Here is a 25,673-nt window from a genome sequence, read left to right on the forward strand (position 1 = left end):
AACCCTAACCTTATGTTTAGACGGTTATTTTTCTCAGAAGCGTGGAAATAACTCTTGAAGAACTGGTTCGACCAGTGAAACAACGCATGGACAGTAAGACGCGTCAGGCCAATGATGCAAGTGAGCTTTCACCGCAAACAGACCTCTAATAAAAACAAACGGAGGGTCGTGAACCGCCTATGAACATCCTCTACGATGAACGCGTCGACGGCGTTCTGCCTGATGTCGACAGAGCGGCTCTGCTCCAGGCACTGCGCGATCGCCTGCCAGACCTGGAAGTCCTGCATCAGCGCGAAGAACTCAAACCGTATGAATGCGATGGACTTTCCGCTTACCGCACCACGCCGATGCTGGTGGTACTGCCGCGCCATATCGCCGAAGTTCAGGGCGTGCTCAAGCTCTGCCATGAGTTTCACGTCCCGGTGGTCGCTCGCGGCGCCGGCACCGGTTTGTCCGGCGGTGCACTACCGCTCGAAAAAGGCGCGCTGCTGGTGATGGCGCGTTTCAACAACATCCTGCACATCGACCCCGCCGCCCGCACGGCGCGGGTTCAACCGGGCGTGCGCAATCTGGCGATTTCCCAGGCCGCCGCACCGTTCGGCTTGTACTACGCGCCGGACCCCTCCTCGCAGATCGCCTGTTCCATCGGCGGCAACGTGGCCGAAAACGCCGGGGGCGTGCATTGCCTGAAATACGGTCTGACCGTGCACAACCTGCTCAAGGTCGACATTCTCACCGTCGATGGCGAGCACCTGACCCTGGGCTCCGAAGCGCTCGATTCGCCGGGCTTTGACCTGCTGGCGTTGTTCACCGGTTCCGAAGGCATGCTGGGGGTGATCACCGAAGTCACGGTCAAACTGCTGCCCAAACCGCAGACCGCCAAGGTGCTGCTGGCGGCGTTCGACTCCGTCGAAAAAGCGGGACGCGCGGTGGGCGATATTATTGCCGCCGGCATCATTCCGGGCGGCCTGGAAATGATGGACAACCTGGCCATTCGCGCCGCCGAAGACTTTATTCACGCCGGTTATCCGGTCGACGCCGAGGCCATTCTGCTGTGCGAACTCGATGGCGTTGAAGCCGACGTCCACGATGACTGCGACCGCGTGCGCCAGGTGCTGGAACAGGCCGGCGCCACCGAAGTCCGCCAGGCTAAGGATGAGGCTGAACGCGTGCGCTTCTGGGCCGGGCGCAAGAATGCGTTCCCGGCGGTGGGCCGCCTCTCGCCGGATTATTACTGCATGGACGGGACGATCCCTCGCCGCGAGCTGCCCGGCGTGCTGCAGGCGATTGCCGCGCTGTCGGCCGAGTACGACCTGCGGGTGGCTAACGTTTTCCATGCCGGTGACGGCAACATGCACCCGCTGATTCTGTTCGATGCCAACCAACCCGGCGAACTCGACCGCGCCGAAGCTCTGGGGGGCAAGATCCTCGAATTGTGCGTGAAAGTCGGTGGCAGCATCACCGGTGAACACGGGGTCGGCCGCGAGAAAATCAATCAGATGTGCGCGCAGTTCAACAGTGATGAGCTGACCCTGTTTCATGCGGTCAAAGCCGCGTTCGATCCGGGCGGTCTGCTCAATCCGGGCAAGAACATTCCGACGCTGCATCGCTGCGCCGAGTTCGGCGCGATGCACGTTCACATGGGTCAGCTGCCCTTCCCTGAACTGGAGCGTTTCTGATGCGCAGCAAACACGACATCGATGACAGTGGCGCGCTTCTGGACCAGGTTAACCAGGCCCTGCAAAACGCCACGCCGCTGCGCATCCAGGGCTCCAACAGCAAAGCGTTTCTGGGCCGTATCGCGGCGGGTGAAGTGCTCGACACGCGCAGCCACCGCGGCATCGTCAGCTACGACCCGACCGAACTGGTGATCACCGCACGCTGCGGCACGCCGTTGGCAGAACTGGCCGACGTCTTGGACGCGGCGCAGCAAATGCTGCCGTGTGAACCGCCCTCCTTCGGTGACGGCGCCACCGTGGGCGGGATGATTGCCAGTGGGCTGTCCGGACCACGGCGCCCATGGTCAGGCTCGGTCAGGGACTTCGTCCTCGGGACTCGCGTCATCACCGGCCATGGCAAGCATTTACGCTTCGGCGGCGAAGTCATGAAAAACGTCGCCGGTTACGATTTGTCGCGCTTGATGGCCGGCAGTTATGGCGCGCTGGGTGTGGTCACTGAAGTCTCGCTGAAAGTGCTGCCCAAACCTCGGCAAGCGTTAAGCATCAGCCTGGAAATGGACAGCGATCGCGCTTTGCTACGCCTCGCCGAATGGGGGCAGCAACCGCTGCCGATCAGCGCCGCGTGTCACGACGGTCAGCGCCTGCACCTGCGGCTTGAGGGTGGCGAAGGCTCCGTGGCGGCGGCGCACGACCGACTGGGTGGCGAGGTGCTGGAAGCTTCGTACTGGGCGGATCTGAATGAACATCGGTTGAGTTTTTTTGATGAAGACCAGCCGCTGTGGCGCCTGTCCGTACCGCACAACACACCTCGGCTTTCCCTGCCCGGCCTGCAAATGATCGACTGGGCAGGCGCCCAGCGCTGGCTCAAATCCGATGCCGAAGCGGCGTTCATCCGCAAGGTCGTCGATGAGGTCGGGGGGCATGTCACCTGCTACAGCCACGGCTTGATCGACAGCCCGTTCCAACCGTTGCCGGACGCACTGATGCGCTATCACCGCAACCTCAAGCAGCAACTCGATCCAGGGGGCATCTTCAACCCCGGTCGCCTGTACGCGGAGCTTTGACCCATGCAGACCACCTTGAGCGAACAGGCCCGTCAACTGCCCCGCGCCGAAGAAGCCGAAAGCATCCTGCGCACGTGTGTGCACTGCGGTTTCTGCAATGCCACCTGCCCAACCTATCAATTGCTCGGCGATGAGCTGGACGGGCCGCGGGGGCGCATCTACCTGATCAAACAGGTGCTGGAAGGCAACGAAGTCACCCAAAAGACCCAGCAGCACCTGGATCGCTGCCTGTCCTGCCGTAACTGCGAAACCACCTGCCCCTCGGGTGTCGATTATCACAACTTGCTCGACATTGGCCGCGCGGTGGTCGACGCGGCCGTGCCACGCTCGCTCGACCAGCGCTTGCTGCGTGAAAGCTTGCGCAGCGTGGTGCCCAATCCGGGTTTGTTCAAAGTGCTGGTCAGCAGCGGTCAGGTGTTCCGTGCGCTGCTGCCCAACACGCTGCAAGCCAAGTTGCCTCGCCACGTGTATCCGGCCAGACAACGCCCGGTCGCCCGCCACGCCCGGCAGGTGCTGATGCTCGAAGGCTGCGTGCAGCCGAGTCTGTCGCCGAACACCAATGCGGCCACCGCGCGCGTCCTGGATCGACTGGGGATCAGTGTGAGGCCGGCGCGCGAGGCCGGTTGCTGCGGCGCGGTCGATTATCACCTGGACGCGCAGGCGGCCGGCCTTGATCGCGCCCGCCGCAATATCGACGCGTGGTGGCCGAGCATTGAGCAAGGGGCCGAGGCCATTGTGCAAACCGCCAGCGGTTGCGGCGCCTTTATCAAAGACTACGGCCACCTGCTCAGCACCGATCCGGCGTATGCCCAGAAGGCGAGAAAGGTCAGCGCACTGGCCAGGGACCTGGTTGAAGTGTTGCGCGACGAGCCGCTGGACACGCTCGGCATTCACAGCGATCAACGCCTGGCCTTCCATTGCCCCTGCACCTTGCAACACGCACAGAAACTCGGCGGTGCGGTTGAAGCACTGCTGACGCGCCTGGGTTTCAACCTCACGTTCGTTCCCGACGGTCACCTGTGTTGCGGCTCGGCGGGCACCTATTCGTTGACCCAGCCCGAGCTGTCCCGACAACTGCGTGACAACAAGCTCAATGCGCTGGAAAGCGGTCATCCCGAAGTCATTGTCACGGCCAATATCGGCTGTCAGTCGCACCTCGACGGTGCGGGCCGAACCCCTGTCCGGCACTGGATCGAACTGGTCGAAGCCGCGTTGCCCTCATCGAGCCCTGGAGTATTCCTATGAAAAGCAAAGCCGTCCTGAGCCAGACCGAAGTCAGCCGGATTCTCAGCGCTGCACGCAACGAAGCCCAGAACAATCAATGGGCCGTGACCATCGTGATTGTCGACGACGGCGGCCATCCTTTGGCCCTGGAACGCCTCGACGGTTGCGCCCCGATCGGCGCCTACATCGCCACTGAAAAGGCCCGCACTTCTGCCCTTGGACGGCGTGAATCGAAAGGGTATGAAGAGATGGTCAACGGGGGACGCCACGCGTTTTTGTCAGCGCCGTTGCTGACCTCCCTTGAAGGTGGCGTACCGATCATCGTCGATGGCCAGGTGATCGGCGCGGTTGGCGTGTCCGGCGTCAAGGCCGAGCAGGATGCCCAAGTGGCCAAGGCCGGGGCGCAGTGCCTCAATTGAACGTGACGCAACATGCCGGGTGTTTGAATTGCTTTTTGTAGGAGCCAGGCTTGCCGGCGAAGGCGTATTCAAGATCGCTTTCGCCGGCAAGCCTGGCTCCTACACGTCCAGTTACTGCCTTGGCTCGGCATCAGGCTTGGGTCCTGTTTCTATCACTTGCGCGCCAATTTGTACCGCACGCACTCGTCATAAAAACTCTGCCGGACATCCGCCGGTTTGTAGCGCGACTGGCTGTCGTAGGTCTGCTCGGTGATGCCCATCGCCATCATGCGCATCCACGCCTTGCTGAATTTGTAGGCCTGTATCTTCTGCCGGGCGGCATACAGAGAGACCCCGGCCAGCTTGAGTTCCTGGGCCCTCGCCGCCGTGCCCGCCCCCCAGCTGCACATGTAGCGATCATTGGACGCCAGCTCCCTGGCATGGGCAGAGGCTGCAACGCAGGCCAGGGCAAACGAGATCATCGTGACAAATACACTTCGCAATTGCATTCCGCCTAACCACCTGAAAGTGAAGTGATTTTGACGACAACCTGAACGCTTCGGGGCCAGCAAAATGCCTTTTTTGCGCCCCCCGCGACAGCATCGCGGGCGCCTTTGCGCTTTCGGTCGTAATGCCTGCGCCCAGACATGAATCAGCCAGACACCGGCAGTCATGGTTTAAGATCCGTTTGAAGTGTCCTCCGGACTCGACAACAACTTCATGCGCTTAAACCTGAAGGTTCGTATGCCCCCCTCGCTACTATTTCCGGTTCAACCCCACAGCCTGCCAGCCCGGTCATGGCTGCGATCACTGCTGTTGCTGAGCGTCATCCTTCCAGGCTTCGCCAGTGCCGAGCCAAGACCCGAAAACATGGTCTACCTGCGCACGATTGATCCAACCATCGAACAAGACATCCGCTACGCCAGCGCCCACAACTTCACCGGGCATCCCCTCGACGGTTACGCCGCTGCCGAGTGCATGCTGTCGCCGGAGACTGCTCAGGCCCTCGCCCGGGTGCAACAGGCACTTAAAAAGCAAGGCTACGGTTTGAAGGTGTTCGACTGCTATCGCCCCGGCCGTGCGGTGGCCGATATGGGCCGTTTCGCGACTGAGCCGGGAGACCCGCTCAAAGCCGAGTTCTATCCGCGCGTGGACAAACAGGACTTCTGGCGCCTGGGTTATGTGGCGCGGGTGTCGAATCACTCCAGAGGCTCAACCGTGGACCTGACACTCATCGGTCCCAAGGCTCTACCCGCCGATACCTGGACACCCAAGGCCGCACAAGTCGATTGCACCGCGCCTTATGCCCAGCGCTGGCACGACGGCGCACTCGACATGGGCACCGGGTTCGATTGCTTCGATGAGCGCGCGCATACCGCCAATCCGACCATCAATGCAACCGCAAAAGAGAACCGTCAGCGACTCAGCAGCGCCATGGAGAAAGAGGGTTTTGCCGGTTACTCGAAAGAGTGGTGGCACTTCACTTTTGCTGGTGAGGGCGCGCCGAAGAACGTGATGGATTTTCCCATTACGCCGCTGAGTGCCAGCGAGGTGCTGGACACCAGCCACCAGCTGATTGTGGTCACCGCAAAAAACTGGGATGACATTCAGGGCATCGCCCAGCGCTATGAGCGTGTTGAAGGAAGCTTTCGAAAAGTCGGTGATGGGTTTGCGGTGGTGGTTGGCAAGAACGGAATGGCGTGGGGTAAGGGTTTGGGCAACGTTGAGTCAGTAGAAGGGCCGGTCAAACGTGAAGGCGATGGAAAAGCGCCTGCCGGGATCTTCAAACTCGGGACTGCGTTTGGTTACGACACGACAGCCGACACAAAACTGCCTTATCTCGCGCTGACATCGACCACTGAATGCGTGGATGACAGCAAATCCGAACGCTACAACGAACTGGTCGACGGCGCGGCGATCGCCAAGGACTGGAACAGCTCCGAGCAAATGCGCAAAGAGGTTGGGTATCGCAACGGGATCTTTATCGAGCACAACACGCCGGCGTCGCCGGGTTCAGGTTCGTGCATCTTTTTCCATATCTGGCGCGGGCCTGCCTCGCCTACGTTGGGGTGTACGGCGATGGATCAGGCGGATATTTCGCGGTTGTTCGAGTGGCTGGATCCTCGTGAATCTCCGGCGTTGGTGCAGATGCCTGAGGGGGAATATGAGCAATGGCGCGAGCGGTGGAAGTTGCCGCTGCGTTGATGTAACAGGTGAATCGAATGCTGGATAACCACGTTCAAGCGGGGTAAGCGCGGGGCCTTGTAGCAGCTGCCGAGACGTTGGTGTTGCTGATAAGGGTGTTCGCCAGGCCTTGGTCAGCCCTGCTTCAAATCGAGGCAGTAGGTGTAGTAACCCGGGTCGCGCACGTAACCCAACGACTCATACAACCGCTGAGCGCCGAAATTATCCGTGGCGGTTTCCAACACCATGCCCTTGGCGCCAGTCGACAGCGCAAAAGCTCGGGCAGCGTTCATCAGCATCCTCCCCACGCCTTGCCCCCGGGCCTCGGGGGTGGTGAACAGGTCGCTGAGCAACCAGGTTCGGTGGGCGTCGATGGAGGAAAACGTTGGGTACAGCTGGACGAATCCCAGCGCATCACCGGTGACGTCCGATGCGAAAAAAATGACGGATTCATCCCGGGCAATGCGTTCGGCGATGAAGTCCCGGGACTGTTGGAGGTTCGAGGGCTGGCCGTAGAAGCCTCGATAAGCGTCAAAGAGATTGGCGATTGTGTCGATGTGCGTTGCCTCGACGCGCAAGACTTGAACGGCCATGCCTGGAGTCTCCGTATGGATTACTTAGGTTGCGCCACCGTGCGCAAATAAGGTTTCACCGTCTTGAAACCCTCCGGGTATTTCTTCTTCGCGTCTTCATCGGAGACGGAAGTCGGAATGATCACGTCCTCGCCCGGACGCCAGTTCACCGGCGTGGCAACGGTGTGCTTGGCGTTCAGTTGCAGCGCATCGAGCAGACGCAATACCTCATCAAAGTTGCGCCCGGCACTCATCGGGTAGATGAGCATCGCCTTGACCTTTTTGTCCGGCCCGATGATGAACACGGAACGCACCGTGGCGTTGTCCACGGCCGTGCGTGCGCCGCCGCTGGCATTCGGATGGATCATGTCGTAGAGCTTGGCCACCACCAGGTTTTCGTCGCCGATCATGGGGTAGTTGACCGCATGCCCCTGGGTTTCTTCGATGTCTTTGGCCCAGCTCGCATGATTACTGACGGGGTCGACGCTGAGCCCCACGACCTTGGTGTTGCGTTTGTCGAACTCTGGCTTGAGCCCAGCCATATAACCGAGTTCAGTGGTGCACACCGGGGTGAAGTCCTTGGGGTGCGAGAACAGGATCGCCCACTTGTCGCCGATCCACTCATGGAAATGCAGCGTGCCTTCGGTGCTTTCGACGGTAAAGTCCGGTGCTTCGTCGCCAATGCGGATGGTCATATCGTTCTCCTGATTGTGAGTGCGTAGGGAAGCCGTCGGAACGCGAGTCGCTGTTCCAACGGCATTCGGGATCTGTGTTGAACCGGTCAACGCGCATCAGTATAGGAGACGCTTCAAGACCTGCCGGTGACCGGCGCATTCACTTTGTAAGTCGTTGATTCAGGCCTTTGAATGCTGCTCAGGCAACACCGCCAGCGCTGATGTTCTCGCCAGCAGGTAGTAGAAAATGCCCGGCACCACCAGCCCCACGATCCAGGAAATATCAACACCGCCGAGCTGCGCGACCATCGGCCCGGAGTAGAAATGCGTGTCGACGAAAGGCAACTGGATCAACACACCGACGACATACACGCTGATCCCGCGCACGTTCCAGCGACCATAACGGCCCGCCGGATCGGACAGCGCCGCAATGTCATAGCGCTCTTTGTTGATGAAGTAGTAATCCACCAGGTTGATCGCGCTCCACGGCGTGAAGAAGGTCAGCAGAAACAGGATGAAGTACTTGAACGAGTTCAGAAACGAGTACTGCCCGAGCAGCGCCAACGTGGTGGACGCCGCGACAATCAGCAGCACAAACACCATGCGCTGGCGGGCGGTGATCTCGAGACGGCTGCGAAAGCCACTGATGATCGTGGCCACGCACATGAAGCTGCCATAAGCGTTGAGCGTCGATACCGTGACCTTGCCGAACACCACGCTCAAATACAGCAGCGAGGCCATCACCCCGGTACTGCCCAGGCCAACGATGGTCGCCACTTCATGACCGCGAAAATTCGCGCCGGCCAATGCGGCGGCGAACACGCCCAGCACCATGGAAGCCTGCGCGCCGAGCACCGTGCCCAGGCCCACGGCAGCAAAGGTCTTCCAGGACGAGGTTTTGCTCGGCAAGTAACGTGAGTAGTCGGCCACATAAGGGCCAAAGGCGATTTGCCAGGACGCAGACAGCGACACGGCCAGCAGGAACGTGCTCCAGCCGAAATGACGGTTTTCCAGCAACAAGCCGATATCGTTGAGCGTCATCAGCCGGGTAAACAGGTAGGCGAAGGCAATGATGCCCAGCACGCTGGCCACCCGTCCGACCAAGTGGATGACCCGATAGCCGAAGATCGTCAGAAACGCGATGCAGGCGGCGAAAATCAGGATGCCGGCGCTGTCGCTGACATGGATCAACTGGGCAATGGCCTGCCCCGACAGTACCGCGCCGGTCGCGCTGAAGCCGAGGTACATCAGGCACACCAGGACAATCGGAATGGCCGCCCCATAAACCCCGAACTGCACACGACTGGAGATCATCTGCGGCAGCCCGAGTTTCGGCCCTTGGGCGGCGTGCAAGGCAACGACCGCACCGCCGAGCACCTGGCCGATCAGCAAGCCGATGAGTGACCAGAACACGTCACCGCCCAGCACCACGGCGAGCGCGCCGGTGACGATGGCCGTGATCTGCAGGTTGGCGCCGAGCCACAGGGTGAACTGGCTGTAGAGGCTGCCATGACGCTCGGCCTCGGGGATGTAATCGATCGAACGGGTCTCGATCAGGGGACTTCGTTGTTGGGTCATTACGGTGTTCTCTTGTTATTGGTAGACGCCAATGGCCAGCGGTTAAAGGCGATCCCTGTGGGAGCGGGCTTGCTCGCGAAGGCGGTTGCATATTCAACATTGATGCAAGCTGACCCACCGCTTTCGCGAGCAAGCCCGCTCCCACCTGGACTGCGTTTACCTGTCTGACATTGGGGCTGACGGTATTTCTATTTTTGTTGTTCAGCATTCAATGCAGCGACTTGAGCCGGCCGCTGCTCAAGCCCCACAAACGGCGCCTTCGCCCACACGACCTTGCCGCCGACCATTGTCAGCAGCACGTTATTGCGAGCCAGTTCTTCCTCAGGCACCTGCATGAAGTTCTTGTCGAGGACGATCAGGTCAGCGAACTTGCCCACTTCGATCGAGCCGACCACCGCGTCCAGTTTCAGCTGCTCGGCGGCGTTGAGGGTGATGGTGCGCAGCACCTCCGTGCGCGACAGCGCCGGGTCGGCATTCAGCCGGCCAGCGTACTTGGGGCCGTAGCTGTGGGGGTTTTGCGGGTCGCCTGAGCGGGTGACGCCGATCTTCAGCGCCAGGAACTCGTCGAGCGGGTCGACGGGCCAGTCGCTGCCATACGCCACGCGCCCGCCAGCACGGGCGATGCTGCCCGAGGGTTCCATGCGGGCGAACCGCTGGGTACCCAGGTGGTCGCTGGTGCCGTCGATTGTGGACGGTGCCTGCTGGGCCCATTGGAAAGACATGTTGGCGGTCACGTCGAGCGCCTTGAAGCGTGAATAGTCGGCAGGGTCGACGGACTCGTTGTGAGTGATGGCCGGGCGAAAACCATTGCCGGGCAATTGCTGGCGCACGTATTCGATGCCGTTCAGTGAGTCGCGCACTGCCCGGTCCCCGGTGGCGTGAAGGTGCGGGTCGAGGCCGGCCTGCACGGCTTGCAACAGCAGCGGCTTGAGCACTTGCGGCGGGAAGTACAGCTCACCGACGTTGGTGCCAGGTGCCCACTTCGGCGCCTTTTCGGTGCCGGCATTGCGCAAATACGGCGTCAGCATGGCCCCCGTATCTGCCGGCGCATTGATGATGCCGTCCATGAACAATTTGACGTGGCGCATGCTCACGCCCGGCGCGGGCTTGGCTTCACCCTGGTCGTAAGTCGTGGCCAATGCCTTGGCGTCGGCGATGGTTTTTGTCGGGTCTGCCGCGGCGGCGGCCGGGTCCAGTTTGATCGCCAGCAAGGCCCGGGCGGTCAGCTCGCCCGACTGCTGCAGGCTAGTGAACGCTTTGCCATTTTCGGGCCCGGACAAGGCATCGAAGAAACTGGTGATGCCTTGTTGGCGCATGGCGTCGAGCGCCGCGCGGGTCTGGTTGAGTTTTTCGGCGTCGGTGGCGGGCGGCACCACGGCGGCCATGGCTTCGGCTGCACCATCTTCGCAGATACCGGTCGGGTTGCCGGCGCTGTCGCGCACGTATTTGCCATCGCTCGGATTGGCTGTGTGCTTGTTGATGCCGGCCACTGCCAGGCCGCGGGAGTTGGTCAGCACGGTATGGAAGTCGGTGGAACGGACCTGGATCGGACGCTGGGTCCTGAGCGCGTCCAGCGTCGATTTGTCCGGGTCGCCGTCGAGTCCGTCCATGCCCATGCGATCCCAGCTGCCCACTTCGAGCCAGACATCGGGGCCTTTGTCCTTGTCGGCGTCCAGGCACGCTTGAATGGTTTCCTGGAACACCTTGCGCGTCATTGTCTGGTATTTCAGGTCGCACAAGGTCATCGCGCGGCCGCCGTCCCCCGGGTGCATGTGCGCATCAATGAAGCCCGGCATCAGCATGCGCCCGGCCAGATCGATCAGTTGGGTCTGCTTGCCGATGTACGAGGCAACCCCTTCGTCGCTGCCGACATAGACGATCTTCCCGCCCGTCACGGCAATCGCCTGCTGCACGGAGTTCTGGCCATCGACGGTGTAGATGTAGCCGTTGCGCATCACCCTGTCGGCAGGCGTCGAGCCCTGGGTCTGACACCCCACCAGCACCATGGAAGAAAGTGTCGTAGTGGTCGCAATCGCAATAAACAGCCTGGAAAATTTCAACTGCCTCACCTCTGTTTTTATAGTTTTGGAAGTGGCCCGGGCAGACTGCCGTGCAAGCCCCTGATCTGCAGGGCATACCCTATAGAGCGCGGCCGCCTGCGGGACCTCCACAAATGAGGAGGGGCAACACAAATAGCCCTGCCACAATTGCCTCTTGTAGGAGCGAGCCTGCTCGCGATGGCGGTTTATCAGGCAACATTGATGTCGACTGACACGCCCTCATCGCGAGCAGGCTCACTCCTACAGGGGATGAGCATTTAGTTGGAGAGATTTGTGGAGTTAATCGCGGCGCGTTGCGTCCCGCAGGACAGACCCTAGTTCCACCTTGCTTTTCACGCCAAGCTGCAAGTAGCAGTTGCGCAGATAGGTGCGCACTGTCGCCGGGCTCAAGGTCAGGATCTTTGCAATTTCTTTATAGGAATGACCGGCGGCAAACAGCATCGCCGCCGTCCGCTCCCGTGGCGCAAGTACTGCCGCGCGTGACTGCGCCTCGAGCGAGAGAATCACATGCTCCGCGTTCGGACTCAGTGTCAGCGCACAACGACCCAGCCGCATCACGCATGGCGCCTTTTGCAGTTGCGCAATCACCTCGGCCGGCAGCATCGAACCGCTCCACCCGGGCAACTCGCGCTGAATGGCGGCGCACAGGCTTGCGCCCACGTACAGCAGACTGCCGTCCATGCGCGCCACGCCGAAGTCGGTCGCGCCGTTGCCCGTGTCGATGCGAATCATGTCTTGCACCTGGAACCGCCACAACTGCAACAGGTGGTCGCAGAAGGCCGAAAACAATGCGGCCTCGCTGTCGTTGAACGCCGCAGCATCAATGCCACGGTAGAGACACACGAAGAACATCAAACCGCTTTCGGGCAACTCGAAGGTAATGCACATCGGGTGGTAGAGGTCGTGGCGCCGAGCGAAAGCGTCCACTGCTTCATCGGGGTCGGTGAACCCGCTGTCGCGCACGACCGCACCGGGTTGACTCAAAGTGTCATGGGAGAACTTGTCGCGGCCCGCACTTTTGTGCCATTCGGCGGCAAACGATTCGGGCAGATTGATGCGCCCGTGCATCCAGCTTTTAGGGGGCGCGTTGACGGCTGACGCGGACATCTCGCCCCACCACGCCGACGCAAAGGGCACCAGCTGGCGGAACGCTTGCAGGCCTTCCGCGATGAACTGGGATGAGCCACGCTCTCGAGCAAGCCGACCAAGGTGCAGCACGCAAAGATTGAATGCCTTTAGCGTTGCCATTGCCGAATTGGCAACGACCTCATCACCCTCCTCCATCGTCTTTGATCCTGTTCGCTGTGCGACGTATTTTTTCGACGATGCCATAGGCCGGGTAATAGCGTCCAGCGAGCTGCTCAGGTTGTACAGTTGCGTGCCAATGGTCAGCTCATTCAGCACCTCAAGACACTCACAGAAACTCTGTGAGTGAGCTGTCCACGTTCGCTTCCTTGTTTGTCCTTACATCTCCACCTGAGTCCCCAGTTCAATCACCCTGTTTAGCGGCAATCTGAAATACTTCAGGTTGCTGTTGGCGTTTTTCAGCAGGAACGCAAACAGACTTTCTCGCCAGCGCGCCATACCAATGCGCTTGGTAGGGATCACCGTCTCCCGACTGAGGAAATAGGTCGTGCGCATCGGGCTGAAATCCAGCTCATTCAAGTGACAAAGACTCAAGGCCATCGGTACATCGGGCTCCTCCATGAAACCGAAGTGCAGACTGACCCGGAAGAACCCTTCGCCATAGGCTTCAACCTCAAAGCGTCGATCGGCAGTCACCCTAGGACTGTCTTCGGACACCACGGTTAGCAATACCACCTGCTCGTGCAAAACCTGGTTATGCAGCAGATTGTGCAGTAGCGCATGCGGAACCGCATCGGCCCTGGCCGTCAGAAAAACCGCCGTACCCTGCACCCGATGCGGCGGCTGTGAACGAATGCTGCTGATGAACAACGGCAGAGGCAGCGCGGTCTCGTCCAACCGCTCGACGATGATTTTTCGCCCTCGCTTCCAGGTGGTCATCAAGATGAACAGGCCAATGCCGGCGATCACCGGAAACGCACCGCCCTGAAAAATCTTCGGCGCATTGGCGGCGAAGTACAGACCGTCTACCAGCAAAAATCCGAGCAGCATCGGGATGGCCAGCCAGCGCGGCGTTTTCCAGAGGAGCAGGACGACCGCCGAAGACAGAATGGTGGTGATCAACATGGTGCCCGTCACAGCGACCCCATAGGCAGCGGCCAAGGCACTGGACGACTCGAAGCCGATCACCAGCAGCACAACACCGACCATCAACGCCCAGTTAACCGTGCCGATGTAAATTTGCCCCTGCTCCTGGCTCGAAGTGTGCTGGATGAACATGCGAGGGACGTACCCTAACTGGATGGCCTGGCGCGTCAGGGAAAAAGCACCAGAGATCACGGCTTGAGACGCGATGATGGTTGCCAGCGTGGAGAGCGCGACCATCGGCAGCAGTGCCCAGCTCGGCGCGAGCAGATAGAACGGATTGCGCACAGCCTCCGGGTTCTCCAGGATCAGCGCACCCTGGCCAAAATAATTGAGTACCAACCCTGGCAACACCAGAATGAACCAGGCACGGGAAATCGGTTTGCGACCAAAGTGGCCCATGTCGGCATACAGCGCCTCAGCACCGGTCAGTGCCAACACCACAGCGCCCAAAATCGCTACACCCATGCCAGGATGAACCACGAAAAATTGCACGGCCCAAGCGGGGTTAAGCGCTTGCAGGACTTCGGGGCGCTGCAAAATACCGTAGACACCGAGTGCACCCAACACCACAAACCACAGCACCATGACAGGGCCGAACAGGATGCCTATTCGAGCCGTGCCATGTTTCTGTATCAAGAACAGCGCCACCAACACGACCACTGACAAGGGCACGACCCAGTGCTCTATCCCGTCAAACGCCAGCTGAAGCCCTTCAACCGCAGAGAGCACCGAGATGGCCGGGGTGATCATGCTGTCCCCGTAAAAAAGTGCCGCACCGAACAGGCCGAGCAACACCAGGACCTTGCTCATGTGCGGATAAGGTGCGGCCGCACGACGGGCTAAGGCCGTCAACGCCATGATGCCGCCTTCCCCCTGGTTGTTGGCACGCAGGATGAACAGTACGTATTTGATCGAGACGACCCAGATCAGCGACCAAAAGATCAACGACAGAATGCCTAGCACGCCGTCGTGGTTTACCTGGACGCCGTAGTGGCCGGAAAATACTTCTTTCAGCGTGTAGAGGGGGCTGGTGCCAATGTCCCCGTAAACCACCCCGACAGCGGCGACGAGCAAGCCCACTCCAGAGGTTTTGGATGGGGAGTCTTCGTGTGCAACGGTTGCTGTCTCACTCAAGGGTCGCTTCTCTCAAATTGCGGGGAGGAAGTGCATCCCATCCTTGGGCAATACAGTTTGTCAGGGCCATTGGAAAAGCAAGGCGCATGGACGATCAAAAAAATCGCGCCCAGTATCGTTGCGGGCAAAAACACCGACCGTAAAGAAAGCGTAAAAATTTTTACGGCAGCCAGGGAATCCGGGGGCTGCAGTTCGAGACGTCGGTACGTGCGCGAGAAAACTTGCGTTCAGCAACCGTAAGCTAAGCTTAGAGCAGCTTATTGCACACGATGCTCGCGTCTGCAGGTTTTGGGTTGTTCTGGAGAGCGTCTGCAACAGCTATTTCAGACAGGCCCAACCTATTCACGCAGGACTACGTGATGACCGAGCCCCTCCTCAGTTTTGATCAACTCAAGCGTGCTGCCGCCTCCGGCGAGATCGATACCGTGCTCGTGTGCATGGTCGACATGCAAGGCCGACTGGTCGGCAAGCGATTCCAGGTCGAGTTTTTCATCGACAGCGGCCATGAAGAAACCCACTGCTGCAATTACCTGCTGGCCGACGATATCGACATGGAACCCGTGCCGGGTTACGCCGCCGCCAGCTGGAGCAAAGGCTACGGCGACTTTGTTCTCAAGCCTGATATGTCGACCTTGCGACGGGTGCCCTGGCTGGAATGCACGGCGCTGGTGCTGTGTGATGTGCTCGATCATCACCATCGACGCGACCTGCCGCACAGCCCGCGGGCGATCCTGAAAAAGCAGATCGAGCGACTGCGCGAACGCGGCTACACCGGCATGTTCGCCTCGGAGCTTGAGTTCTATCTGTTCGACGAAAGCTACGAGGCTATCCACAAGCGCAACTACCACAAGCCAAAGACCGCCGGCCACTACATCGAGGATTACAACATCCTGCAGACCACCCGCGAAGAGCCGGTGCTGCGGGCGATTCGCAAGCATTTGCAGGCCTCCGGCATTCCCGTGGAAAACTCCAAGGGTGAATGGGGCCCGGGCCAGGAAGAGATCAACATCCGTTACGCCGATGCGCTGACCATGGCCGACCACCACGTCATCATCAAGCACGCCTGCAAAGAGATCGCGCAGCTGCAAGGCAAGGCGATCACATTCATGGCCAAGTGGCGTTATGACGCCGCCGGTTCCAGCAGCCACATCCACAATTCGTTGTGGGACAAAAACGGCAAAAAACCGCTGTTCTTCGACGCCAAGGCCGAGTTCGGCATGTCGAAACTGATGCGCGCGTGGGTGGCCGGGCAGCTTAAATATGCCAACGACATCACCTGCTTTCTCGCGCCCTATATCAATTCTTACAAGCGTTTCCAGGCCGGCACGTTTGCGCCGACGCGGGCGGTGTGGAGTCGCGACAATCGCACCGCCGGCTTTCGTTTGTGCGCAGAAAGCAGCAAATCCATCCGCATCGAATGCCGCATCGGCGGCGCCGACCTCAACCCTTATCTGGCCTTTGCCGCGTTGATCGCTGCGGGGCTGGCCGGTATCGACGAGAAGCTCACCCTTACGCCGCCCTTTGAAGGCGATGCCTACGTCGATGAACACTTGCCGGAAGTGTCGAAGACCCTGCGCGCAGCCTGCGCCGCACTCCAGGGTTCAACGATGTTGCGCGAAGCGTTCGGTGATGAAGTGATCGACCACTACGTGCACACCGCCGAATGGGAGCAGAAAGAGTACGACCGCCGCATCACCGACTGGGAATTGCAGCGCGGCTTCGAGCGCTATTGAGGCGATCATGACTTCGATGATTCAACTCATCTCACCGGTCGATGGCCGGGTCTATGCCGAACGTCACTGCGCCGATACTGCACAGATCGATCAGGCGCTGGCGGCTGCCGCAACGGCCCAGGCGCAATGGAAACGCCGACCGCTGAACGAGCGCGCCGATTTTTGCAGCGCCGCCGTGGCCGCGATGTTGGCCATGAAGGCTGAAATCGTCCCGGAACTGGCCTGGCAGATGGGTCGCCCGGTGCGCTTTGGCGCGGGCGAACTGCGCGGCTTCGAAGAGCGCGCCCGGCACATGATCGCCATTGCACCTGAAGCGTTGGCAGCCATCGAACCCACGCCTGTCGACGGTTTTCGACGGCATATCAAACGTGAGCCACTCGGTACGGTGCTAGTCGTCGCACCCTGGAATTACCCCTATCTGACGGCAGTGAACACGATCATTCCGGCGCTGATGGCCGGCAACAGCGTCATCCTCAAACACGCCTCGCAAACGCTGCTGGTGGGTGAGCGGTTCGCCGAAGCGTTTCGCCGCGCCAATCTGCCCGAAGGACTGTTCCATAACCTGTTGCTCAATCATGACCAGACCGCCGCGATCATTGCCTCCGGCCGCGTGCACCAGGTGAACTTCACCGGTTCGGTCGGCGGTGGCAAGGCCATGGAAACCGCCGCCACAGGACACTTCCTCGGCCTGGGCCTGGAACTCGGCGGCAAAGACCCAGCCTACGTCCGCGCAGATGCCAACCTCGACCACGCGGTGGAAAACCTGGTAGACGGCAGCTTCTTCAATTCAGGGCAAAGCTGCTGCGCCATCGAGCGCATCTATGTCGATGAAAAAATCTACCCGGCGTTTGTCGAGCGTTTCGTCGCACTGACGAATCAATACGTGTTGGGCGATCCACTGGATGAAGCCACCACCCTCGGTCCGATGGTGAATCCGGGCGCCGCTGAATTCATACGCGGCCAAATCGCCGAAGCGCTGGCAAAAGGCGCAAAGGCACTGATCGATCCGAAGGCCTTTCCCGCCGACGCACCGGGCAGCGCCTACCTCGCGCCGCAGGTGCTGGTCGACGTCAACCATCAGATGTCGGTGATGCACGAAGAAAGCTTTGGTCCCGTGGTCGGCATCATGCCGGTGGCCGGCGATGACCAAGCCATTGCCTTGATGAACGACAGCGAGTTCGGGCTCAGCGCGTCCATCTGGACCCAGGACCTCGCCGCCGCCGAACACTTGGGTAACCAGATCGACACCGGCACCGTGTTCATGAACCGCTGCGATTACCTCGACCCGGCCCTGGCCTGGACCGGCGTGAAGAACAGCGGTCGCGGCGTGACGCTGTCGCGCCTGGGTTACGAGCATCTAACCCGAGCAAAATCCTTCCATTTGCGCCACGAGATCTGAGCCATGAGCCTGACCGGGAACTGGAACTACCCCACGAGCATTCGCTTCGGTGTCGGCCGCATCAGCGAGTTGGCCGAGGTCTGTCGCAGCCAGGGTATCCAGCGACCGTTGCTGGTCACCGACAGCGGCTTGGGGCGCGCGCCGATCACCACGGCGGCGCTGGATTCCTTGCGTGCTGCCGGCCTTGGCGTCGAGCTGTTTTGCGACCTCAAGCCCAACCCGGTCGAAGCCAACCTGGCGGGCGGGCTCGATGCCTGGCGCGCCGGCAAACACGATGGTGTGGTCGCCTTCGGCGGTGGCAGCGGCCTGGACATGGGCAAGCTCATCGCCTTCATGAGCGGCCAGACCCGGCCGGTCTGGGATTTCGAAGACATCGGCGACTACTGGACACGCGCCGACGCCAGCCAAATCGCCCCGGTCATCGCGGTGCCGACGACAGCGGGCACCGGTTCGGAAGTCGGCCGTGCGGCGGTAATCATCGATGAGCGCACCCACACCAAACGCATCATCTTCCACCCGAAAATGATGCCGCGCGTGGTCATCAGCGACCCGGCCCTGACCGTCGGCATGCCGGCCAAAGTCACCGCCGGCACAGGCATGGATGCCTTGGCGCATTGCCTGGAAGCCTACTGCGCGCCTGGTTTTCACCCGCTGGCCGACGGCATCGCGGTGGAAGGCATACGCCTGGTGGCCAGCGCGCTGGTGCGGGCCGTCCACACCCCGTCCGACCTCGACGCGCGCGCGCAAATGCTCGCCGCCGCCGCGATGGGCGCTACCGCATTCCAGAAAGGCCTGGGCGGGATGCACGCCCTCTCGCATCCAGTCGGCGCGCTGTACGACACCCATCACGGCATGACCAACGCCACCTTCATGCCCTACGTATTGCAATTCAATCGCCCGGCCATCGAAGAGCGCATCACACGCCTGGCGGCTTATCTGCGCCTGCCCTCGCCCGGTTTCGACAGTTTTCTGGCCTTCATCCTGAAGCTCCGCAAAGACATCGGCGTGCCGCACACGCTGGTCGAGTTGGGGGTGGATGAGCAACAGGCTGACCTTATTGCGGACATGGCCATTGTCGACCCCTCTGCCGGCGGCAACCCGTTGCCATTGACCCGGGAAGGCGCGGCAAACATTTTCGCGGCGGCGTATCACGGCCGTATTTAGAGCAGTTGCCTGTCCAGACATAGGGCATGGACAGGGTGTACCAGTTGGAAAAGGAGCAGTACGACAAGGGGTTGAAAGCCAGCCCATCCGGGATCCGGATGGATGCGTATCAAAACCTGAAGGGGCACACAACATGAAGCCAGCAAGCCAAGCCGGCACCAACGCGTCGCACGACGATGACGTCAAGGTGCTGCACAGCATGGGCTATGCCCAGCAACTCTCGCGACGAATGGGCGTTTTCTCCAACTTTGCCATCTCCTTTTCGATCATCTGCATCCTCTCGGGTGGCATCAACTCACTCGCCCAAGGCACCTCGGGCGCGGGCGGCGCGGCCATCGGCATCGGCTGGCCCATTGGCTGCCTGATGTCCGGGGTTTTCGCCATGGCCATGGCGCAGATTTCCTCAGCCTACCCCACCGCTGGCGGCCTCTATCATTGGGGTTCGATTCTCGGTAACCGCTTCACCGGCTGGCTGACGGCCTGGTTCAACCTGTTGGGGCTGGTGACCGTGCTCGGCGCGATCAACGTCGGCACTTACTACTTCTTTTTCGGCGCCTTCGGACCGGCACTGGGCATGGAAGACACCATCCCGACACGGATGTTTTTCCTGGCGATGCTGACCGGTTTACAAGCCTTGTGTAACCACCTGGGCATTGGCCTGACCGCGAAACTCACCGACTTCTCGGGGTACCTGATCTTCGCCACGGCGCTGGCGCTGACCATCGTCTGCCTGATCTCGGCGCCCAGCTATGAATTCGCCCGGTTGTGGACCTTTGGCAACTACTCCGGCGAAGCGGGCGGCAGCGTCTGGCCGCAGGTCTCGAACGGCTGGATCTTCATGCTCGGCCTGCTCTTGCCGATCTACACCATCACCGGCTATGACGCCTCCGCACACACCTCGGAAGAGACCCGCAATGCTGCCCTGTCCGTGCCGCGTGGCATGGTCATGTCGGTGGTCTGGTCGTTGCTGTTCGGCTGGGTCATGCTCTGCTCGTTTGTCCTGATGCTGCCAAGCATGGACGAAGCGGCGAAGCATGGCTGGACCGTGTTTTTCTGGGCGATGGACACGCAAGTGAACCCGACGGTAAAAACGGCGCTGTACGTGGCCATTTTCATCTCGCAATTCCTCTGCGGACTGGCGACCGTGACCTCGGTCTCACGCATGATCTTCGCCTTCTCCCGTGACGGCGGCCTGCCCTTCTCCAGAGCGTTGGCCTCAGTCTCACCGACCCTGCGCAGCCCGGTGGCCGCAATCTGGACCGGCGCCACCCTCGCGGTGTTGTTCGTCTGGGGATCGTCGGTGATCTCGGTCGGTGAAACGCCGGTCTACACCATCGTGGTCTCCTGCACGGTGATCTTCCTGTTCTTCTCCTTCATCATCCCTATCGTGCTGGGCCTGTTTACCTACGGGACGTCGAAGTGGCCGACCATGGGACCGTGGAACATGGGGCGCTTCTGGTTCACCGTGTTCGCCCTCCTCTCGATCCTGTCGATGGTGATCATCTTCGTCATCGGCATCCAGCCACCGAACGATTGGGCGCTGTACATCACCATCGGTTTTCTGGTGCTGACGGCCATCGTCTGGTTCGGTTTTGAAGCCCGACGTTTCCAGGGACCGCCGATAGGCGACGTGATCATCAGGCGTCAGGCTGAAATTGCTGCAGCGGAAGAGGCGCTAAACAAACGCGCCGGAGGCTGACCCAGCGCCATAAAAAAACGGGACGCCAAGCGTCCCGTTCTTGTGAAAACAAATAGCACAAACAACAAACAACCTGTGGCGAGGGAGCTCGCTCCCGCTGGCCTGCGCAGCAGGCCCATCTTTTGGGGCCGCTTCGCTGCCCAACGGGAGCAAGCTCCCTCGCCACATGACAGCGGTTAAACAGAAGGCTCAACCTTATCCAACACCCGATTCGCCGCAACCTCCGCCACCATGATGCTGTTTGAAATGCCCAGCAAGGCATAACGCGACTCACCCTCCAAATGATCCACCAACTGATGGACCATCACATCGACCGACGCCAGCGTCTCGACCAAAAAAACCGCCAGAGTTTCGGCCGTGGCTTCTGGGTCCACGGTAAACAGCTTGCTGGATGTACGCGGGGTGGCTTTGATATCGGCGTTTGATGGGAAGTGAAAATCGAGGGCGCGTTCGGCGGCGTCGTTGAGTTTTTTTGAATCGGGTTCGTAGGGGGAAACTGGATCGGTGTCTGGTGGGTTGGGTGTGGCCTTAAACATATTTCTGTCTCCATATGGAGCCATCACCGAACGCTGCTAAACGTAAGGTGGCAGCTGTGTGCAGGTTAGCAGACCGGCGGAGACGAAATCCGGCGCGCCCGAGGGCGCCCTGCGCACAGCTACCATAAAGTGCAGGCATGAAATGACCCGACTGTCTGGATGCAGATACGCTTCGTCACGACGGGCTGCTAAACCCGATCACTGAAGGGCAGTGACACGAACCAAGTTACCGAGCGGCCCAAAAGCGCACAAGCCGGCGGATTCTGGTGCAGTCGTAGGCAACGGCGCAAGGTTTTGTAGCTTTCAGGACGTAACGTTCAGGGTGTTTAAACATGCGCCCTCAAGAGTTGTTGAAAAAGCTGATGCGCGTTTCCTACAGGCGGTGAAAGCTTCGAAAAAACTCAGGAAGCCATTGCCGTATTTACAAGATGACCGTCGCAAGTGTGATAGCAACGTGGTCTCTTGAATCAGTCTGCTATCGGCCCAGAGTGTGTCAAAACCCTTGTTAGTGGCTTCCACTCTAGTGTTTTTTCCTACTCAGCCCAGGTCAGACATCAGTTGCTCAGATTCAGTATAAGATTCCGGAAATCAGCAGGTACGCCGACAACGTGGGCTAGAGGCTAGAAATCTGGGGGTTGGATGATTGCAAGCAACGTTTCATATCTTTGTCCGGTTTGTGGATACCCCGGGCTTGAAGAGCCTCCATACGATGAGGTTGACTGCTCTTCGTTTGGCATGTGCCCGTCCTGCGGTACGCAGTTTGGCTATGATGACGCAACATCTGCTCATGCTGATTTGCGGAAATTATGGATCTCTAAAGGAATGCTTTGGTGGAGCAAAGCTCAAGCGTCGCCGAGTGGTTGGGACCCGGTAAGGCAACTACAGGCGGTTGAAAAACGCATCAATATCTGAACAGAGCACCGCTCTTAGCCCTGCTATGATTTCTGAGGATTTCATCGCAGGGATCGCCCATGAAGCGCTTTATCCAAGGTGAACATCGAGGCCAAGAAACCTTCCTTCCCGCGAGCCTCGACGATTACGTCACGGATGCCAATCCGGTGCGCGTAGTCGACATCTTTGTCGACGAACTGGACCTGGTCAAACTAGGTTTCGAGGGCGCCTTACCTGCTGATACAGGCCGGCCGGCTTACCATCCCTCGGTCCTGCTAAAGATCTACATCTACGGCTATCTGAACCGCATTCCATCGAGCCGGCGTCTTGAACGAGAAGCCCAACGCAACGTCGAGCTGATGTGGCTGACCGGGCGTTTGATGCCCGATTTCAAGACCATCGCCAACTTCCGAAAAGACAACAGCAAGGCCATCCGAGGTGTCTGCCGCCAGTTCGTGGTGCTCTGTCAGCAGCTAGGACTGTTCGAAGAAAATCTGGTCGCCATCGACGGCAGTAAATTCAAGGCCGTCAATAACCGCGACCGCAATTTCACCAGCGCCAAGCTGAAACGGCGGATGGAAGAAATTGAATCAAGTATCAGTCGGTACCTGACTACGCTCGACGAAACCGATCGGCAAGAACCCTCGGTCGCTCAGCCCAAGGCTGCTCGTCTGCAAGAGAAAATCGACAAGCTCAAAGCTCAGATGAAAGAGTTGCAGGTCATTGAAACTCAGCTCAACGAATCACCGGATAAACAGCTCTCACTGACCGATCCAGACGCCCGTTCCATGATGACGCGCGGCACTGGAATCGTCGGTTACAACGTGCAGACAGCAGTCGATACCCAGCACCATTTGATCGTTGCGCATGAGGTGACCAACGTCGGTTCCGACCGCGATCTACTCAGCTCGATGGCCAAGCAGGCCCGCGAGGCGATGGCGTCAGATACGTTGTCGGTAGTGGCTGACCGAGGTTACTTCAAAAGCGAACAAATCCTAGCTTGTCACGATGCAGGCATCACCGCCTATGTGCCCAAGCCGATGACCTCTGGAGCCAAGGCTGACGGGCGTTTCAATAACGATGCCTTCATCTATGACGCGGCAAAAAACGAATACATTTGTCCCGCTGGAGAGGCGTTGATCTGGCGCTTTTCCAGCGTTGAAAAAGGCCTGAAGTTGCACCGTTACTGGAGTTCTAATTGCCAGGGATGCGCGCTGAAATCGAAGTGCACACCGAGCAAGCATCGGCGAGTTCGGCGATGGGAGCATGAAGCCGTATTGGAGGAAATGCAGAACAGGCTGAGCAACGCGCCGGACATGATGCGAGTCCGCAAGCGTACGGTCGAGCATCCCTTCGGGACACTCAAACAATGGATGGGCGCCACACATTTCCTGACACGAAAGCTGAACGGAGTAAGTGCGGAGATGAGCTTGAACGTCCTCGCCTACAACTTGAAACGAGTCATGAAAATTCTCGGTACCAGCGGTTTAATGAAGGCGCTGTCGGCCTGAAGAGGTCTGTATTTTGGCCACCCAGCAAGGTAGAAGCGGCGCTAGGGGCTCCCAGACCCTCGTGATGATCCGCAGGACTTGTTGTGAGCAATTACTCAGCTAACAACCGTCAGCGCTGCGCGCCGACAGTGCATCGGCGCGTTTTTACACACTCTGGGCCAAAAGCAGACTGTCGTTACGGGCCCTTGGGACGGAGATTTTGAGCTACTCTCTCCGACACTAGCTTTAGGTAAGCTTGAACACTGCCAGAGAAGGCATCTCCAGGAGTGGCGCATTTAATCAATTCTTTCACCGCGCCCTCTTCTTCCAAAGCAGTCCACTGGCAGCAACACATCATGTTAGCGGGCTCGATATGACGTACTGCATAAGTTCACAGGAAGTGGTAAATGCGATCCGCACAATGAGCACAACGCGTATCGGCATTGATGGAATAGATGGCGCGGGCAAGTCAACGCTGGCCCGAGAAGTCTCTGAAGCCCTTGGACTTCCTTGTATAAGCCTCGACTCCTTCCTTGAGAAAGATATGAAAGGGTATGTTGAGCACATCGACTACCTGAAGCTTAAGGCTACGCTGGAGAAGTTTGAAGGCTATGTAGTGGAAGGTGTTTGCCTGCGCCAGGTGTTGCGGCGAATTCAACTGGCACCCGCAGCAAACATCTATATCAAGCGAGTGCAGCATGGAGTCTGGTCAGATGAGGCCAATCTAGATATCAGCGAACCAGTCGATGTCGTTCTGGCTAGAGAAAGAGAACTCGCCAGTCTGTTTTCGATTAGTCTGGTAAGTAATCTCGGGTTGGCAGAAGAGGTCATTCGGTATCACGCTGAATTTCGTCCGCATAATCACGCTGACGTAACCTATGCTGCCGCGCATTAGCAATTCACTGCTGGGACGACGATTCGGAAAGGAAACAGAATTTTATACTCCTTGGTTTAAACGTCTGTTTTTTGACCTATTGCTGGCCGTAACGAGAGGCAGAAAGCGCCCCGTAGCTGCCGGCAACCGGCAAAAAACAGCCGCAGTGCCGTATGCTAAGAGGCAAATGGTGCAAGCGCTTTGACTTCAGCAGGACGTTGATGGGATATAGCCCTCCGGCGGGTAACCCCTCCCAATCTGTCTGCACGTCTCAGTTCGATCATCCCGGTGGCGTCGCTGATACACTATTCCTACAGCAGCCCTTTGGGCAGCCAATGAGTTGGGCCGAGAAATGGATATCAAAGAGTTTTGCCTCGCTCATCGATTCGATATGAGCAAATGCGCAGTAGCATCAGGTGGTGGCAGCTTCGAGTTGACGGATCTGAAAACTTCGCCTGTCGAATTCTTGAGCTTGGCGGAAGACGATTTTGAACGTGGCGGTTTGTCAGCCCTTGTCAATGCAACGACTAATATTAAACGTGCGATTGTCTGTCAGCTTGACCAGTTGTTGATCTCGTTTGGTTATCCGTCATTCAGATGGAATGTGCCGAAAAAAAATAGAGAAGTTGAGAGCACTCGGCTTATTGGCGCCGAGTCTTTTGCGTAAAGCAGTTAGCATGCGGAATATTCTTGAACACGAATACGAAACTCCTGAGCTTAAAATAGTTGAGGAGGCGTTGGATATCGCGAGTCTATTTGTAATGTCTGCTTCTGCTATGTTCATTCCTTTTGAAGATGTGTTGGAGTTTTCGCTGCCAAACGGTCCTGCCGAGGGTAGCCCTGTAACGCATATCACGGCTGGATTAAACCGAGAGTCTCGAGGTGTTTTCTATATTGTCTATGCATATGAGCCCGGCGGATATGGTGGACTATGCGTTGGTCAATGTGAAATTCAATCAGGTCACGTGCTTTTCGAGTCAATGGTCAAGCTTTCCGCATCTCTGATGCTTCGATACAAGGTCAATCAAGCTCTTAAGGATTTTGACGCCGCCTACGCTAAGCTATGAATATTCGTTAACTTTTATTAG

At 59.0% G+C, this 25,673-nt stretch carries 21 protein-coding genes; 13 read left to right on the forward strand and 8 right to left on the reverse strand.

All coding sequences use genetic code 11. The annotated features are described in order from the left end of the window. Positions 1-179 precede the first annotated feature (179 nt). The 4 genes from glcD to ACA051_RS18655 are packed head-to-tail and all read left to right on the forward strand — an operon-like array spanning position 180 to position 4,386. Complete coding sequence (gene glcD / locus ACA051_RS18640; protein ID WP_497371351.1) at positions 180-1,679, forward strand: glycolate oxidase subunit GlcD; 1,500 nt, start codon at positions 180-182, stop codon at positions 1,677-1,679. Further along, positions 1,679-2,743 carry a glycolate oxidase subunit GlcE gene (gene glcE / locus ACA051_RS18645; RefSeq protein WP_497371353.1) on the forward strand — a complete coding sequence of 355 codons (1,065 nt, stop codon included), beginning with the start codon at positions 1,679-1,681 and terminating at the stop codon, positions 2,741-2,743. Before glcD ends, glcE begins: the two co-directional genes overlap by 1 nt. A 3-nt stretch (positions 2,744-2,746) precedes the next feature. Further along, positions 2,747-3,988: a glycolate oxidase subunit GlcF gene (glcF, locus tag ACA051_RS18650; RefSeq protein ID WP_497371355.1), complete on the forward strand. Its 1,242-nt coding sequence runs from the start codon at positions 2,747-2,749 to the stop codon at positions 3,986-3,988. After that, positions 3,985-4,386: a heme-binding protein gene (locus tag ACA051_RS18655; RefSeq protein ID WP_497303820.1), complete on the forward strand. Its 402-nt coding sequence runs from the start codon at positions 3,985-3,987 to the stop codon at positions 4,384-4,386. Before glcF ends, ACA051_RS18655 begins: the two co-directional genes overlap by 4 nt. Positions 4,387-4,538: 152 nt before the next feature. Here the strand turns inward: ACA051_RS18655 and ACA051_RS18660 are convergent, their stop codons facing one another. Then, on the reverse strand, positions 4,539-4,847 hold the full coding sequence (locus tag ACA051_RS18660) for a hypothetical protein (RefSeq protein WP_497375597.1): 309 nt from the start codon (positions 4,845-4,847) through the stop codon (positions 4,539-4,541). 262 nt (positions 4,848-5,109) lie between these two features. On the opposite strand from ACA051_RS18660, the gene ACA051_RS18665 reads away from it, so the two are divergent. Continuing rightward, the gene (locus ACA051_RS18665) at positions 5,110-6,570 is read left to right on the forward strand and encodes a M15 family metallopeptidase (RefSeq protein ID WP_497371357.1); all 1,461 of its coding nucleotides are present in this window, start codon (positions 5,110-5,112) and stop codon (positions 6,568-6,570) included. 113 nt (positions 6,571-6,683) lie between these two features. Here the strand turns inward: ACA051_RS18665 and ACA051_RS18670 are convergent, their stop codons facing one another. The 6 genes from ACA051_RS18670 to ACA051_RS18695 form a co-directional block, all read right to left on the reverse strand. Further along, positions 6,684-7,142 (reverse strand): GNAT family N-acetyltransferase, encoded by a 459-nt coding sequence (locus ACA051_RS18670; protein WP_497303824.1) that lies wholly within the window; start codon positions 7,140-7,142, stop codon positions 6,684-6,686. Between the two features lie 20 nt (positions 7,143-7,162). Then, a complete protein-coding gene (locus ACA051_RS18675; RefSeq protein ID WP_172790649.1) occupies positions 7,163-7,816 on the reverse strand; it encodes a peroxiredoxin in 654 nt (217 codons plus the stop codon). Positions 7,817-7,975: 159 nt separating this feature from the next. Beyond that, the gene (locus tag ACA051_RS18680; RefSeq protein ID WP_497371359.1) at positions 7,976-9,373 is read right to left on the reverse strand and encodes a purine-cytosine permease family protein; all 1,398 of its coding nucleotides are present in this window, start codon (positions 9,371-9,373) and stop codon (positions 7,976-7,978) included. A gap of 188 nt (positions 9,374-9,561) precedes the next feature. Further along, positions 9,562-11,433 carry an amidohydrolase gene (locus ACA051_RS18685; protein WP_497303828.1) on the reverse strand — a complete coding sequence of 624 codons (1,872 nt, stop codon included), beginning with the start codon at positions 11,431-11,433 and terminating at the stop codon, positions 9,562-9,564. A gap of 279 nt (positions 11,434-11,712) precedes the next feature. Beyond that, positions 11,713-12,717: a helix-turn-helix transcriptional regulator gene (locus ACA051_RS18690; RefSeq protein WP_497375599.1), complete on the reverse strand. Its 1,005-nt coding sequence runs from the start codon at positions 12,715-12,717 to the stop codon at positions 11,713-11,715. A gap of 180 nt (positions 12,718-12,897) precedes the next feature. Beyond that, complete coding sequence (locus ACA051_RS18695; RefSeq protein ID WP_497371361.1) at positions 12,898-14,799, reverse strand: potassium transporter Kup; 1,902 nt, start codon at positions 14,797-14,799, stop codon at positions 12,898-12,900. Between the two features lie 359 nt (positions 14,800-15,158). On the opposite strand from ACA051_RS18695, the gene ACA051_RS18700 reads away from it, so the two are divergent. The 4 genes from ACA051_RS18700 (at position 15,159) to ACA051_RS18715 (ending at position 20,794) form a co-directional block, all read left to right on the forward strand. Beyond that, the gene (locus ACA051_RS18700; RefSeq protein WP_497371363.1) at positions 15,159-16,532 is read left to right on the forward strand and encodes a glutamine synthetase family protein; all 1,374 of its coding nucleotides are present in this window, start codon (positions 15,159-15,161) and stop codon (positions 16,530-16,532) included. Between the two features lie 7 nt (positions 16,533-16,539). Beyond that, positions 16,540-17,931, forward strand: a complete 1,392-nt coding sequence (locus ACA051_RS18705; protein WP_497371365.1) for an aldehyde dehydrogenase family protein — start codon at positions 16,540-16,542, stop codon at positions 17,929-17,931. A 3-nt stretch (positions 17,932-17,934) separates the two neighbouring features. Then, positions 17,935-19,095, forward strand: a complete 1,161-nt coding sequence (locus ACA051_RS18710; RefSeq protein WP_497371367.1) for an iron-containing alcohol dehydrogenase — start codon at positions 17,935-17,937, stop codon at positions 19,093-19,095. 133 nt (positions 19,096-19,228) lie between these two features. After that, positions 19,229-20,794 (forward strand): amino acid permease, encoded by a 1,566-nt coding sequence (locus ACA051_RS18715; protein WP_497371369.1) that lies wholly within the window; start codon positions 19,229-19,231, stop codon positions 20,792-20,794. Between the two features lie 176 nt (positions 20,795-20,970). On the opposite strand, the gene ACA051_RS18720 is transcribed toward ACA051_RS18715, so the two are convergent. Beyond that, positions 20,971-21,330 carry a DUF6124 family protein gene (locus tag ACA051_RS18720; RefSeq protein WP_497294676.1) on the reverse strand — a complete coding sequence of 120 codons (360 nt, stop codon included), beginning with the start codon at positions 21,328-21,330 and terminating at the stop codon, positions 20,971-20,973. A 971-nt stretch (positions 21,331-22,301) separates the two neighbouring features. On the opposite strand from ACA051_RS18720, the gene ACA051_RS18725 reads away from it, so the two are divergent. From ACA051_RS18725 to ACA051_RS18740, 4 genes are all read left to right on the forward strand, one after another. Next, on the forward strand, positions 22,302-23,732 hold the full coding sequence (locus ACA051_RS18725) for an IS1182 family transposase (protein ID WP_497371115.1): 1,431 nt from the start codon (positions 22,302-22,304) through the stop codon (positions 23,730-23,732). Between the two features lie 400 nt (positions 23,733-24,132). Then, the gene (locus tag ACA051_RS18730; RefSeq protein WP_497294678.1) at positions 24,133-24,606 is read left to right on the forward strand and encodes a shikimate kinase; all 474 of its coding nucleotides are present in this window, start codon (positions 24,133-24,135) and stop codon (positions 24,604-24,606) included. A 331-nt stretch (positions 24,607-24,937) separates the two neighbouring features. Continuing rightward, positions 24,938-25,252 (forward strand): hypothetical protein, encoded by a 315-nt coding sequence (locus ACA051_RS18735; RefSeq protein WP_497371371.1) that lies wholly within the window; start codon positions 24,938-24,940, stop codon positions 25,250-25,252. A gap of 10 nt (positions 25,253-25,262) precedes the next feature. Next, positions 25,263-25,652, forward strand: a complete 390-nt coding sequence (locus ACA051_RS18740) for a hypothetical protein (RefSeq protein ID WP_497371373.1) — start codon at positions 25,263-25,265, stop codon at positions 25,650-25,652. Positions 25,653-25,673 lie beyond the last annotated feature (21 nt).

It is taken from the genome of Pseudomonas sp. LBUM1669, from assembly GCF_059695705.1.

Bases quoted from the DNA above. Each gene is read 5' to 3' on its own strand.
- ACA051_RS18665 (WP_497371357.1), top strand. From the start codon at position 5,110: ATGCCCCCCTCGCTACTATTTCCGGTTCAACCCCACAGCCTGCCAGCC.
- glcF (WP_497371355.1), top strand. From the start codon at position 2,747: ATGCAGACCACCTTGAGCGAACAGGCCCGTCAACTGCCCCGCGCCGAA.
- ACA051_RS18660 (WP_497375597.1), bottom strand. From the start codon at position 4,847: ATGATCTCGTTTGCCCTGGCCTGCGTTGCAGCCTCTGCCCATGCCAGG.
- glcE (WP_497371353.1), top strand. From the start codon at position 1,679: ATGCGCAGCAAACACGACATCGATGACAGTGGCGCGCTTCTGGACCAG.
- ACA051_RS18730 (WP_497294678.1), top strand. From the start codon at position 24,133: ATGAGCACAACGCGTATCGGCATTGATGGAATAGATGGCGCGGGCAAG.
- ACA051_RS18720 (WP_497294676.1), bottom strand. From the start codon at position 21,330: ATGTTTAAGGCCACACCCAACCCACCAGACACCGATCCAGTTTCCCCC.
- ACA051_RS18735 (WP_497371371.1), top strand. From the start codon at position 24,938: ATGGATATCAAAGAGTTTTGCCTCGCTCATCGATTCGATATGAGCAAA.
- ACA051_RS18725 (WP_497371115.1), top strand. From the start codon at position 22,302: ATGAAGCGCTTTATCCAAGGTGAACATCGAGGCCAAGAAACCTTCCTT.
- ACA051_RS18715 (WP_497371369.1), top strand. From the start codon at position 19,229: ATGAAGCCAGCAAGCCAAGCCGGCACCAACGCGTCGCACGACGATGAC.
- ACA051_RS18675 (WP_172790649.1), bottom strand. From the start codon at position 7,816: ATGACCATCCGCATTGGCGACGAAGCACCGGACTTTACCGTCGAAAGC.
- glcD (WP_497371351.1), top strand. From the start codon at position 180: ATGAACATCCTCTACGATGAACGCGTCGACGGCGTTCTGCCTGATGTC.
- ACA051_RS18655 (WP_497303820.1), top strand. From the start codon at position 3,985: ATGAAAAGCAAAGCCGTCCTGAGCCAGACCGAAGTCAGCCGGATTCTC.
- ACA051_RS18700 (WP_497371363.1), top strand. From the start codon at position 15,159: ATGACCGAGCCCCTCCTCAGTTTTGATCAACTCAAGCGTGCTGCCGCC.
- ACA051_RS18710 (WP_497371367.1), top strand. From the start codon at position 17,935: ATGAGCCTGACCGGGAACTGGAACTACCCCACGAGCATTCGCTTCGGT.
- ACA051_RS18705 (WP_497371365.1), top strand. From the start codon at position 16,540: ATGACTTCGATGATTCAACTCATCTCACCGGTCGATGGCCGGGTCTAT.
- ACA051_RS18740 (WP_497371373.1), top strand. From the start codon at position 25,263: ATGCGGAATATTCTTGAACACGAATACGAAACTCCTGAGCTTAAAATA.
- ACA051_RS18690 (WP_497375599.1), bottom strand. From the start codon at position 12,717: ATGGAGGAGGGTGATGAGGTCGTTGCCAATTCGGCAATGGCAACGCTA.
- ACA051_RS18680 (WP_497371359.1), bottom strand. From the start codon at position 9,373: ATGACCCAACAACGAAGTCCCCTGATCGAGACCCGTTCGATCGATTAC.
- ACA051_RS18670 (WP_497303824.1), bottom strand. From the start codon at position 7,142: ATGGCCGTTCAAGTCTTGCGCGTCGAGGCAACGCACATCGACACAATC.